The 11849-nt window shown below is 60.5% G+C and carries 10 protein-coding genes; 6 read left to right on the top strand and 4 right to left on the bottom strand.

Annotated elements, in window-relative coordinates:
• Positions 1 to 204: 204 nt before the first annotated feature.
• The gene (locus tag AB6N07_RS10885) at positions 205 to 2172 is read right to left on the bottom strand and encodes a glycoside hydrolase family 3 N-terminal domain-containing protein (RefSeq protein ID WP_370677825.1); all 1968 of its coding nucleotides are present in this window, start codon (positions 2170 to 2172) and stop codon (positions 205 to 207) included.
• Positions 2173 to 2419: 247 nt separating this feature from the next.
• Between AB6N07_RS10885 and AB6N07_RS10880 the strand changes: the two genes are divergently transcribed.
• From AB6N07_RS10880 to AB6N07_RS10860, 5 genes are all read left to right on the top strand, one after another.
• Complete coding sequence (locus AB6N07_RS10880; protein WP_370677824.1) at positions 2420 to 2785, top strand: hypothetical protein; 366 nt, start codon at positions 2420 to 2422, stop codon at positions 2783 to 2785.
• A gap of 25 nt (positions 2786 to 2810) precedes the next feature.
• Positions 2811 to 3674 carry a hypothetical protein gene (locus AB6N07_RS10875; RefSeq protein WP_370677823.1) on the top strand — a complete coding sequence of 288 codons (864 nt, stop codon included), beginning with the start codon at positions 2811 to 2813 and terminating at the stop codon, positions 3672 to 3674.
• A gap of 89 nt (positions 3675 to 3763) precedes the next feature.
• Positions 3764 to 4099 (top strand): hypothetical protein, encoded by a 336-nt coding sequence (locus AB6N07_RS10870; protein ID WP_370677822.1) that lies wholly within the window; start codon positions 3764 to 3766, stop codon positions 4097 to 4099.
• A 185-nt stretch (positions 4100 to 4284) separates the two neighbouring features.
• A complete protein-coding gene (locus AB6N07_RS10865) occupies positions 4285 to 4539 on the top strand; it encodes an RHS repeat-associated core domain-containing protein (RefSeq protein WP_370677821.1) in 255 nt (84 codons plus the stop codon).
• A gap of 295 nt (positions 4540 to 4834) precedes the next feature.
• A complete protein-coding gene (locus AB6N07_RS10860) occupies positions 4835 to 5146 on the top strand; it encodes a hypothetical protein (protein ID WP_370677820.1) in 312 nt (103 codons plus the stop codon).
• Between the two features lie 202 nt (positions 5147 to 5348).
• Here the strand turns inward: AB6N07_RS10860 and AB6N07_RS10855 are convergent, their stop codons facing one another.
• Entirely contained in the window at positions 5349 to 5690 is a 342-nt protein-coding gene (locus AB6N07_RS10855) for a hypothetical protein (RefSeq protein ID WP_370677819.1), read from the bottom strand.
• On the opposite strand from AB6N07_RS10855, the gene AB6N07_RS10850 reads away from it, so the two are divergent.
• Positions 5604 to 6518: an RHS repeat-associated core domain-containing protein gene (locus AB6N07_RS10850; protein ID WP_370678218.1), complete on the top strand. Its 915-nt coding sequence runs from the start codon at positions 5604 to 5606 to the stop codon at positions 6516 to 6518. The two genes, AB6N07_RS10855 and AB6N07_RS10850, sit on opposite strands and share 87 nt — an antisense overlap.
• A 547-nt stretch (positions 6519 to 7065) precedes the next feature.
• Here the strand turns inward: AB6N07_RS10850 and AB6N07_RS10845 are convergent.
• Together AB6N07_RS10845 and AB6N07_RS10840 are read right to left on the bottom strand one after the other, a co-directional pair.
• Positions 7066 to 10590 carry an efflux RND transporter permease subunit gene (locus AB6N07_RS10845; RefSeq protein ID WP_370677818.1) on the bottom strand — a complete coding sequence of 1175 codons (3525 nt, stop codon included), beginning with the start codon at positions 10588 to 10590 and terminating at the stop codon, positions 7066 to 7068.
• Complete coding sequence (locus tag AB6N07_RS10840) at positions 10587 to 11777, bottom strand: efflux RND transporter periplasmic adaptor subunit (protein ID WP_370677817.1); 1191 nt, start codon at positions 11775 to 11777, stop codon at positions 10587 to 10589. The genes AB6N07_RS10845 and AB6N07_RS10840 overlap by 4 nt, the downstream gene beginning before the upstream one ends.
• Positions 11778 to 11849: the final 72 nt, after the last annotated feature.

Here is an 11849-nt window from a genome sequence, read left to right as displayed (position 1 = left end):
GCGGCGCCTCATACCTGTAAAAGTAGTGACCTTATAGGGGTATGAGATCTAACAGGGTGAGTGGGAACGTGATCGGCTCAATTCATCCGGCGCGTCTGAGGCGCGGGGCATACCGTCCGAGCCATATGAGCTCGCCCCGTAGGGTGAGCCCATAGGCGGAGCAAAATACAGGGACGAAGGCAGGCTACCATGCCGTCCACCCCCTCAATATGGCATCGCGTAGCCGATCGGATACAGCGGATGACGCGTATCGTGCGGGACATCGGATTTCTGCGCCAACACATCGGCCATCGAGGACGGCAGCTCGAAAGGTAGCTTGCCTTCCGCCTTCTGCTTTCCTTCGATCACATCGAACAGGGCTTCGTCGGCGGCACCGAAATTACCGATTAGGGCGCCGGCTTGGTCGGCAATGCCGGTGAGGATGGCTGGCCGCCCCAGATAGACGGTGACGATGGTCGGAACCTCTTTCGCGGCGCTCTTGAAGGCCTCGAAATCGGCATTGCCGTCCTTGAAGTCGAGATCGCCTTCCTGATGCCGCGAGCCGAAGAAATAGTTCATATGCGGCTGCTGATAGGGCGCATTCAGGCGCACCAGCGCAAAGTCGGCCTCGTGAGCGGTCTGAACGACCGTGAAGCCGCGCGCCGTGGCCACCTTCGGGTCGACACCGTAGAGGAACACCTTCTGGCCCGCCTTGACCGGCAAAAGCTTGGCCTTGTTGTCGAGCAGCACCATGGCGCGGGCCTGCGCGGCGGCGGCCTCAGCGGCGAAGGTCGGGTTGCCGACGATCGCTTGGGCCTTTTGCGGATCGACATACGGATTCTCGAACAGGCCTTGCTCGAACTTCTGGATCAGGATCCGGGTTGCCGATTCATCCAGGCGCTGCTCGCCGATCTTGTTCTGCTTGACGGCCTCCACGAGAAGATCCGACGAGGTCACGCCGCCGAACTGGTCGACGCCGGCATTGACGGCCTTTGCAAAGCGATCGACGCGGCTCATATCTTCGACACCCCAGGGCATGCCGAAGGTCTCTTCGTTCAAGGTCGGCTTCACGCCCGGCTTCTCGCCGTCAAGGCAGGCGCCTTTGCAGTCATTGGTGATCAGCCAGTCGGTGAGAACGACGCCATCAAAGCCATAGTGGCCGCGCAAGAGATCGGTCAGAAGCTGCTTGCTGTAGCCGGCGCCAACCGGCTCAAGCGGTTTGCCATCGAGGACGACGCCGTCGAGGATCGAATAGGTCGGCATGACACCGCCGACCTTCGCCTTGAAGGCGCCCTCGAAGGCAATGAGATGCTCGGCGAAATTGCTTCCGGGGAACGTGGCATGCCGGCCATAGGCGTTGTGGCTGTCATAGCCGTCCTTCGCCGCGCCGTAGCCGACCCAATGCTTGGCGACGGCGATGACGCTGTCACGGTTTATGCCGGCCTCGCCATTCTGGAATCCGGCCACATAGGCTTCGGCCATAGCCTTGGCTATTCCCGCATCCTCGCCAAAGGTGCCGTTGATGCGCGGCCAGCGCGGTTCGCTGGCCAGATCGATCTGGGGAGACAGCGCTTCCTGGATGCCGACGGCGCGGTATTCCTGCCGGGCGATATCGCCGAACCGCCGAACCAGCGCCGCGTCGCCGATCGCCGCGAAACCCAAGGTCTCCGGCCATTTCCAGAAGCCACCGGCCGCGACGCTTGCACCGAGCACGAACTGGAAATGGTTGCGCGGATCGGTGCTGATGGTCGCCGGAATGCCAAGACGACCCGCCTCGGCTATTTCCTGCAGCTTGTTGTTTTCACCGGCCAGAACGGCGGGGTCGCCACCAAGCCGGGTGATGAAGGTGACGACCTTTTTCCCGTCGATCATGTCCTTGGCGCGGTCGAGATCATAGCCGGAACCGACCCCCATGCCCGCGCCGGCGCCGATGGATGGAGCAGTGCCATGCATCATCAGCCCGGCCTTCTCCTCAAGCGTCATGCGCTTCACGAGATCGGCGGCGCGTTCGGACGCCGGCAGGCGCCAATCCTCATAAGGATCAAGCCCGCCGTTGCGATCGAGATCCTTGAACGACAACCCGTCCAACGCCAGCGTCTTGGCCACTTGGGCCGAGAGAATGGGCTGGTCCTGCGCCCAAGCCACCGAGGCGAGCAAAGATCCGGCTGTGCCGATGGCAACGAGGTATTTCATGACGTCTCTCCCCTCCCAAGGAATTTGCGCGCCGCCACTGAAAAGAGCCTACAGGGAGACGCTACGCCTGCCGATTGCAAAATGAATTGGCACATTTCCGGAGTCACCGGAAGTAAGGCTCTGGTTCATCAGTGTTTGAATATAGCCTGCCGATACCGAATGCGCTGGCAGCGGGTTTCGAGCGTGCGCTCTCGATGACCAACAGTCATTCACGGCGTGGGGCGTACCAGCTGAGGAGGACATGCTGATGAAGCGCATCCATCATGACGTCACGTCCATCTGCGCGTTTATTTCGACCCGCAAACTCGTCATAACCAAGATAAGAGCAGGAAAACAGAGATTTAAGGAAACAGCATCACCGCACGATTTGGCAGAAATGCTTGAAAAATCGAACACTCTATGGGGAACAAAACTGGATTATTTCTTCTTTGTCTCCGACGGGGATGCTCCAGACAATATCGATTTGGCAAACGTCGTAAGCTCCGTTGAATCGGGAGCCATCCCTGGGTTCATACTCGTTGCCTATCAGGATGGCGGAGTGATTTCCGTGTCGAACAAGCCGTATCCTTTTCAAGAGGATGCAGAGCCGGCCGCCTGGTGGTATGTTTTATAATCCACTACGCTGGGCTGTTTCCGAGATGACGAAATCAAATATCGCCGTAGCTCAGCATTACCCGACCGGTCCAAACGATGAGATCTTGGCCTGCGACTGGTGTGACGATGCCGGACTCATTGTCCTTGTCCGGAAGCAAGACACCTCGGTCGCCATCGTCTCAAGTGAGCGGACAATCCCAATCCCAGATGAGTGGCGTGAACACGTGTTTGATTTGGTGGCATTCTCCAGCGAGCGATTGATTGTTTCGCCGATCGAGGAAATGCGCGGCGAGCAGTGTAAGGTCGGCATTTTCGAGGGAGGATGCTGGTCGATCTCAGCCATCGGCATTCCCTTATACATAGCCTCAAATGACAAGTATCTCGCAGTTTCGTACAGCGAAGTACGGGTCTCGTATAAGGATGACGGAACTCTTCTTTCAGATATGTGTTCGATCTACGACGCCAGAACCATGACAAGGCTGTCAGGCGTTGGATCACAGGTACGCAAGGCAAATTACGAAGGATCACTTATGGAAGTGGAGGTTTGTTGTTTCAACGACCAACATGAGTTGTATTTTATACTCTACGACACCCCACACATTTGGTCGTATGATGTGATCGGCGACAGTGTGAAATTCGATCCGATGCCCGTGGCTCCAAGCTATGTTTGCGCGGTCACTGCCAAAGAAAAGGGCGTCCACCTCATCGTAAAGGACCAGGGCTCGCTCCGTGTCTATTCAAAACAGCATGGGCAGACGGAATGGACCGACAGACCTCTACCAAATTCAGATGTGCTCGGGGTGATGGAGATGAGCAAAGCAACTCTGCTGGGAAAACCCGGCGGAAAGCTCTTGGCCTATACTGAAAAGATAGCCGTAGTCCTAGACATCCGGCAGTTTCAGGTCTGACGGGCATTTGCCCAACGGTCACCGCCTGCCGTCACCATTCCCTGGGAATCCAGTTTATGCGGTTTTTAGTTAATACGTGGAGACAAAGCATGATTGAGTCTGACTGGGGGATGTTATTTTCTGAAATAAGGCAACGGTTCACCGAGCTTTCAAGTAGTGAATCCCGGCAAGAGAAATTCCTGTCTCACGTTCGTAACCTTGGCGCATGGGAGAACGATCCCATGGATTATCCCGATGCTGATGCCGATTTCCCGGAGTATGTTTATGTCTCTTATGCGGTTTGTCATACCGATTGTGGAACTCGCGAGTTAATCGTGGAGGGGAGCACCCAAGAATGCCAAACTTGCGGCCGGTTGATGTATCGGGTGGAAACTCATAAATATATTAGGTCGCCAGAGCAAGAAACTCACTCTTCTGATATTTGAGAATTATTTCAGAATAACGAAGTTGGCGGGAACGACGGTGGCGCCAACTATGACTGAGTGGCGACAAACCCTGCCAAGCGCGCGATGCGTCAAACCAGCCGCAACTGGCTTATTACACTGAGGGAGAGCGACTACTCGGTAGTTCGTCGTCATCGCTATTCTACGGCGTTGACCAGCTCGGTTCGGTGCGTCGGGTGTTCGCGAGCCCGACCAGCGCTCCCGCCTATGGCTACGACCCTTACGGCGTGCCGCAGCAAACGACTGCCCCGCTGACCGACTTCGGCTATGCCGACCTCATCACCGAGCCGGATAGCGGGCTGGGGTTGGCGACCTATCGGGCGTACGATCCAAGGGTTGGAAGGTGGATTAGCAGGGATCCGATTGGGGAAAGGGGAGATCCAGCGGGAATCTATACGCATATGTCCAGGGAGATCCGATAAACTCCATCGATCCGCTCGGTTGGTACCCCAGTTCTCCGACCAGCCTCACTATCCCGCCTGTCCCACCGCCGGGATCATCAAATTGCGGTAGTGCTCCGGTACAGGTGGCGGGAAACTGGGGTGAAAGGGTGTTGGCGTATCCAGGGGCCAATATGACTGCCGTTGCGATCTACGATTTTGGCACATTTCAGGTATCCGTACAATTTGTTCAGCGTATCCCCCCAGACGCTCTGCACTATACGAGCCCGTTGATCCAAGGAGGTTCTCTCCTAAACGACAACATGAGGAGATGAACATGTCCAACGATTTTCGGCTCTCCATTTCTGACGAGGCAAAGAATAAAATCGATAATCTAATTGCCGAGCATAAAATAAGATACAATAAGGAAGGTATTCCTGCGCTTGTTTGGATCGACTCGGAGTTCAATAATGGAATGGTCGAGTCACAGCCTGCGATTGGATTTTACTTAAATAGAGATGACATCGTTCCAGCTGATTTTCTTATTCTTGGTGGCATAGAGATCGCACTTACGGTTCCGGACGAATATATATCCCGATTTCAAGACAAGACCCTAGATTACGAGAATGATCGTTTTGTACTGAGGTAAGGCCGTCTCCGGCAACGGCGCCGAGACCTTCGCTTACGATGCCCTTGGCCGCCTGAGCGAACATGACAGCGACCTCGGCGCCTTTACGCTCAGCTATCTCGGCGAAACCGGGCAGCCGGTTCTGCGCAAGCTCGGCGGCACGGGCGCAACGCTCCAGACCGCCTGGGGCTATCTGCCGAACAGCGGCGATCGTCGCCTCGCATCAATCGGCAACACCGGCCTGACAGCCGGCCAGTATTCCAACTTCGCCTTCGACACGACGCCGGAAAACCAGATTACCGGCATCACCGAGACCAGCGACACCGCCACGGCCTATCCGCCGGCCGGCACGCAGACGGCGACCTACAATGCCGTCAATGAGCTCACCGACCTCACCGGGCAGGCCTTCACCTACGACGCCAACGGCAACCTGACCTCGGACGGAACGCGCAGCTATAGCTGGGATGCCGACAACCGGCTGATCGGCATCGCCTATCCGGCCACGCCCGGCAAGGCGACGACCTTTGCCTACGACGGGCTTGGCCGGCGTACAACCATCAGCCATACACCGGCCGGCGGCGGAGCGGCGGTTGCCAGCAACTACGTTTGGTGCGGCGACAAACCCTGCCAGGCGCGCGACGCGTCCAACCAGCCGCAGCGAGCCTACTACACCGAGGGCGAGCGGCTGCTCGGCAGTTCACCGGAGTCGCTGTTCTACGGCGTCGACCAGCTCGGTTCGGTGCGTCGGGCGTTCGCGAGCCCGACCAGCGCTCCCGCCTATAGCTACGATCCCTATGGCATGCCGCTGCAAACGACCGCTTCGCTGGCCGACTTCGGCTATGCCGGCCTGCTTAACGAACCGGATAGCGGGCTGGGACTGGCGACCTATCGCGCGTATGATCCGAAAGTTGGAAGGTGGATCAGTCGGGATCCTATTGGAGAAAGGGGAGATCCGGCGAGGAATCTCTATGGATATGTCGGGGAAGACCCGATTAATCACTTCGATCCGCTCGGCTTGTGGACAGTAAATATAGGCATTTCCGGGAGCATCAACATTCCGCTCTACGGTCCGGTCGGGATTGGTGGGGTGGGTTTTGGTGGAATTGCCTTTGATAGCAATGGCAACGTTGGGTGGTATTATGGTGGTGGAGGTGGGCCTGGCGGCGGCGCAGGTATATCAGGGGGCATTCAAGTCGGTGGTTCGAACGGAGCGACCATTTGCGATTTGCGTGGACCGTTTGGTGCCCTTGGTGGGGCCGCGGGTGAAGGCATAGTCGGCGGTGGTGATGTATACACTGGCAGCGGGGTCACTGGAGGAAACGTTTATTTAGGCCTAGGTGCTGGTACTCCGGTTTCTGGAACTGGCGGTGTAACATTAACTTATGTAAATTAATGGTAAATATACATCAGACAAACACTGGTATCAATATGAAAACACTTAGGCTACTCTCCGGTGTATTGGCACTTTGTTTCTGGTTCACATCATTTTTTGTTTGGTGGCACTTTGATACTCACTACGATAGAAACGCGTCTCCCGATAGTGGAAGAATTTATCCTCTAAATACTCACGGATCTGTTGTGTATTTAACAGAAAGTGAGAATTATTTCTTGTACGGCCTGATCTTTACTGGTACAGCATTTTTTTGCTGACTGCTATCCTGTTTTACTTAGGAAGCAGGCGTTCATAACTCTCGCGCCCCACCGAGTGATCTCCGGAACCGTTCACTGAATTAAATTTTTGGGCGCTTTGTTGTTGGCGTAGACTTTCTTCAAGCCGAAGCCCGCGTTCTTATGGATGGCTCCATAGGAGCGGTACTTTCCTAAAACCTGAAGAGATAAGCGTGTAGGTCTTGAGCTGTGGCTCATTTTCCTCACCCAACGAAAACCGCGCCCCTCACTTCCGTGAAGAACGCGGCTTCCTATTCCTTCCCACCCCATCCTCACTCGGCGGCGAGCGGCATCCCGTCGGGGCCGAGCAGCTTGGGACTAGGGCCCAGCGGCGCCGATGACGTCACGAGATGCGGCCGCGCCGGTGCTGGCGGCGCGTCGTGGGCGTCCCGAACCTCGTCCCTCATCTCGTGCTCATCCGACTCGTTCGGCGAGGCGAGCTTGCCGAACAGCCAGGCGGTGGCGCGGTTGAGGCGGTTGATCATCAGGTAGAACGAGGGGATGAACACCAGCGACAGCACGGTCGACACCAGAAGGCCGCCGATCACCGCGGTGGCCATCGGCGCCATGAACTCGGCGCCCTGGCCGGTGCCGCGCGCCGCCGGGTACATGCCGGCCACCATGGCGATGGTGGTCATGATGATCGGGCGGGCGCGTTTGCGGCCGGCGTCGATGATCGCTTCGGCTTCGCTGAGGCCGTGCTTCTGCCGCTCGACGGCGAAATCCACCAGCATGATGGCGTTCTTGGTCACGATGCCCATCAGCATGAGGATGCCGATGATCACCGGCATCGACACCGCGTAGCCGCTGACAAGCAACGCCACCACCACGCCACCGATCGACAGCGGAATGGAGCCCAGGATGGTGATCGGCTGGAACACGCTGTTGAACAGCAGGATCAGCACGATGAACACGATGGTCAGGCCGGAGATCATCGCCACCGCGAAGGCCTCGAAGATCTCCTGCTGGATCTCGGCATCGCCGGTGTTCTGGATGGAGACGCCAGCCGGGAAGGCCTTCACCGCCGGCAGCGCGGCAATCCTGTCGAGGCCCTGGCCCGAGGTATAGCCCGCCATCATATCGGTGCCCACCTTGACGAGGCGCGCCCGGTCATAGCGGTCGATGGTCGACGGCCCCTGGCCGAAGCCAATGTCGGCCACCGCCGACAGCGGCACCGGCGTGCCGGAGGCGGTGGGGATCTTCAAGGCGGCCAGCGTCTCGATGTTGCCGCGCGCCGCCGTGTCGAGCTCGACGCGCACCGGGATCTGCCGGTCGCCGTCGGTGAACTTGGCGAGGTTGGCATCGACATCGCCGACGGTGGCGACGCGCAAGGTCTGCGACAGCGCATCCGTCGACACGCCGAGATCGGAGGCGATGTCGGGGCGCGGCGTCACGCGGATCTCCGGCCGGGCAAAGGACGACAGCGCCGACGGGTTGGAGAACATCGGGTCGCCCCGCATGTCGTTCTCCAGCGCGGTGGCGGCCTTGGCCACGGCACCACCGTCCTTGCCGAGCACGCCGACGGTCGCCTCGCGGTCGCCACGCTCGTTGACGAAGAAGAAGCGGATGTCGGGGATGGTGCGCAGCACTTGCTGCGTCTTGTATTCCATCTGCTTCTGCGTCTGCGTGCGCTCATCGCGCGGCACCAGGTGAACGATGACGGCGGCGCGGCGCGTTTCCAGCGTACCGGTCGGCGAGGTGCCGCCCATCACGAACACGCTCTTCACTTCCGGGAGGGCGTGCATGCGCTGGCTGATCGTATCGGTCACGCCTTGGGTGTCGTCGAGCGTCGAGCCCGGCGGCAGTTCGATGGAGGTAACGATGCGCGCCTGATCGCCCGGCGCGAACAGCTCGGTCGGCAGCTTGGCGGCCTGCCCCATGGCGAACACGAAGGTGGCAAGGCAGGCGACGATGGTGACGGCCGGCATCACCGGCACACTCAGCACGTGGCCGCGCACTTTCACCCTCGGCGACCATAGCGTCACCTTCAGGAAAGCGGCATAGGCGCGCACGAACGGCCCGCCCTCGTGCTCTTCGGGGTGCGGCCGGGTGAGCCAGGCTGAGAACAGCGCGAAGAACACCACGCCGACAGCCACCCACAGCGCCGTCATCTCGCCGCCGGAATGGGTCAGGAAATCGACGCTGGCGTCGATGCCCTCGAAGATGCCGGACTTGTCGCCCAGCGGTCCGTGATCCCCAAGCCAGTTGATGCCGAGATAGGCGAGCACGCCGAGCGGCACGAACCAGATCAGCCGACGCAGCGCCGTGCGCACGAAGCCGCGATAGACGGGCCGGCCATCCTCGCCGTCGCCGGTGTAGGGCGTCTTCATGAAATAGGCGGCCAGCATCGGCGTGATCAGGCGGGCGGTCAGCAGCGAGAAGAACACCGCGATGGCCACCGTCAGGCCGAACTGCCGGAAATACTGGCCGGGGATGCCGGGCATGAAGCTGACCGGCGAGAAGATGGCGATGATGGTCGTCGAAATGGCGATCACCGCCAGGCCGATCTCGTCGGCCGCTTCCACGGCGGCGCGATAGGGCTTCTTGCCGGTGCGGATGTGGCGGACGATGTTCTCGATCTCGACGATGGCATCGTCGACCAGGATGCCGGTCACCAGCGTGATGCCGAGCAAGCTCACCATGTTGAGCGAGAAGCCCAGGATGTCGAGCGCAAAGAAGGTGGGAATGGCCGACAGCGGCAGCGCGATGGCCGAGATGATGGTGGCGCGCATGTCGCGCAGGAACAGCAAGACGACGATGACGGCGAGCAGCGCGCCCTCGATCAGCGTCTTCATCGAGTTCTCGAAGCTGTTGTAGGTCTGCACCGTGGAATCGTCGATGCGCTTCATCTGCACATCGGGGTATTGCTTGGAAAGCTTGTCGACCACCTTGCCCACGGCGACCGACACGGAGGCATCGCTTGCCCCCTTGGCGCGGTAGATGGCAAAAGCCACGGCCGGCCGGCCGTCGAGCCGGGCGAACGACTTCGGCTCGGCCCAAAGGTCGACCACCTTGCCGACGTCGGAAAGGCGAATGTTGCGGCCGTCGCTGAGCGGCAGCCGCGTCGCCGCGAGATCGGCGAGCGAATGGGCGCTGGCCAGCGTGCGCACGGCCTGCGTCTGGCCGCCCACTTCGCCCTTGCCACCGGACAGGTCGATGTTGACCGCCTTCAGCGCCGAATTGACTTGCGCGGCGGTGATGCCGAGCGCCATCAGCCGGTCGGGGTCGATCTGCACCTGGATCTCGCGCTTGACGCCGCCCATGCGTTCGACACGGCCGACGCCGGTCACTGATTGCAGGTCGCGGATCACCTTGTCGTCGACGAACCAGGACAGTTCCTCGGGCGTCATGGCCGGCGAGGCCGCCGCGTAGGTGATGATCGCCTGGCCCTCGACGTCGATGCGGCGGCTGATCGGTTCGTCGATCGTCCCCGGCAGATCGCTACGGATCTCTGCGACGGCGTCCTTGACGTCATTGAGCGCCCGGTCGGTCGCGACATCGAGGTTGAACTCGACCACCGTGGTCGACGCGCCATCGGTAATCGTCGAGGTGATGTGGCGCACGCCGCTGACGCCGGCGAGCGCATCCTCCACCGGCTTGGTCACCTGCGTTTCCAGCTCCGACGGCGCCGAACCGGAATCGGTGATGGTCACCGAGATCAGCGGCAGGTCGATGTTGGGCATCAAGGTGATCGGCAGCCGAGCGAAGGAATAGAGCCCCAGCGCGATCAGGCAGACGAACAGCAGGATGGGTGGAACGGGATTGCGGATCGCCCAGGCGGAAAAATTCCAGTTCATCCCTTCACTCCCATGCCCTCGACGATCTGAGGCTTCACCTTGTCGCCGCCCCTCAGGAACGTACCGGCCTTGGAAACCACCAGTTCACCCTCGGCGACACCGTCCTTCACTTCGACGAGGCCGGCATCGGTAAGGCCGGTCTTGACCTTGCGCGTATCGACGACACCATCTTTCACCACCTGCACCGTCGGCACGCCCTCTTGGTCGGTCACCGCCGTCACCGGCAGCACCAGTCCCTCGGTGTGGGCCACCTCGACCGTGCCGCGCGCAAAAGCGCCGACCCTGAGGCCCTTGCCGTCCGGCAGCGCGATGCGCGCCTTGCCAAGGCGGGTGGTGGCGTTGATCTCCGGCTGCACCAGGCGCACGACGCCGTCCACCGAGGCGACAGAGCCGGACGACTGCACCGCCACCTTCTGGCCGACGCTGAGCTCGGGCAGCAGCGTCTCGGTCACGTCGGCATCGAGTTCGATGTCGCCGTTCTCGGCAATGACGAACAGCGGGGTGCCGCTGGCCGCCGCCACCTGCCCAACCACGGCGCTGCGGCTGAGGATGAGGCCGGCGCGCGGCGCCTTGATTTCGGTCTTGGAGCGGCGCAGTTCGAGCTCGGCCCGCTGCGCTTCCACGAGCTTGCGCCCGGCTTCGGCGGAGGCCAGCGTCTCCCGGGCGACCAGCACCTGCGCTTTTGCCTGCGCGGTCGCCAACTGCCGCTGGTCGAAATCTTCCTTGGCGATGGCGTTGGTTTTCACCAAGTCCTGCCCGCGCTGGAAGGCCTGGGCCGTCTGGGTCGCCGACGCCTCGGCGGAGGTGATCTGGGCACGCGCCTGGGCGATCTGGGCATCGGCGGAGGCAAGCTGCGAGGTGTTCTGGGCCAGTTGCACGTCGATGGTATCGACGGCGAGGCGCGCCAGCACAGCGCCCTCCTCCACCCGGTCACCGGCGTCGAAGGCGATGCTCTCGATCTTCAGCCCCTCGATGCCCGGTGTCACCAGCACCTGTTCGCGCGCCACCAGCGTTCCGGTGACGACCACCTTCTGGCTGAGCGCCTGCCGGCCGGCTTTGACGACGCTGACGGTCGGCACCACCTGTTGGGTCGCCGGCGCGCCGACGGTGTCTTCGGCCAGCGCCGGCAACGTTACGATCGTGGTTGCCAGCAACGCGCCGGCCAGAGGCATGACCCAGAACTTCATTGGTGAACGTCCCCGTGACCGATCCGTGCCGGCCACAAAACATGAACAAAAGTTAATCCGCGAACACATGTG

This window comes from Pleomorphomonas sp. PLEO (assembly GCF_041320595.1).
In the GTDB taxonomy this organism is placed as follows: Bacteria; Pseudomonadota; Alphaproteobacteria; order Rhizobiales; family Pleomorphomonadaceae; genus Pleomorphomonas.
The sequence above is the reverse complement of the archived record's forward strand: the minus strand, read 5'-3'. Positions and strand labels throughout refer to the sequence as shown.

Coding starts and splice junctions, on each gene's coding strand:
- AB6N07_RS10885 (WP_370677825.1), bottom strand. CDS start 2,172: ATGAAATACCTCGTTGCCATCGGCACAGCCGGATCTTTGCTCGCCTCG.
- AB6N07_RS10870 (WP_370677822.1), top strand. CDS start 3,764: ATGATTGAGTCTGACTGGGGGATGTTATTTTCTGAAATAAGGCAACGG.
- AB6N07_RS10840 (WP_370677817.1), bottom strand. CDS start 11,777: ATGAAGTTCTGGGTCATGCCTCTGGCCGGCGCGTTGCTGGCAACCACG.
- AB6N07_RS10845 (WP_370677818.1), bottom strand. CDS start 10,590: ATGAACTGGAATTTTTCCGCCTGGGCGATCCGCAATCCCGTTCCACCC.
- AB6N07_RS10860 (WP_370677820.1), top strand. CDS start 4,835: ATGTCCAACGATTTTCGGCTCTCCATTTCTGACGAGGCAAAGAATAAA.
- AB6N07_RS10855 (WP_370677819.1), bottom strand. CDS start 5,690: ATGGCTGATGGTTGTACGCCGGCCAAGCCCGTCGTAGGCAAAGGTCGT.
- AB6N07_RS10875 (WP_370677823.1), top strand. CDS start 2,811: ATGACGAAATCAAATATCGCCGTAGCTCAGCATTACCCGACCGGTCCA.
- AB6N07_RS10880 (WP_370677824.1), top strand. CDS start 2,420: ATGAAGCGCATCCATCATGACGTCACGTCCATCTGCGCGTTTATTTCG.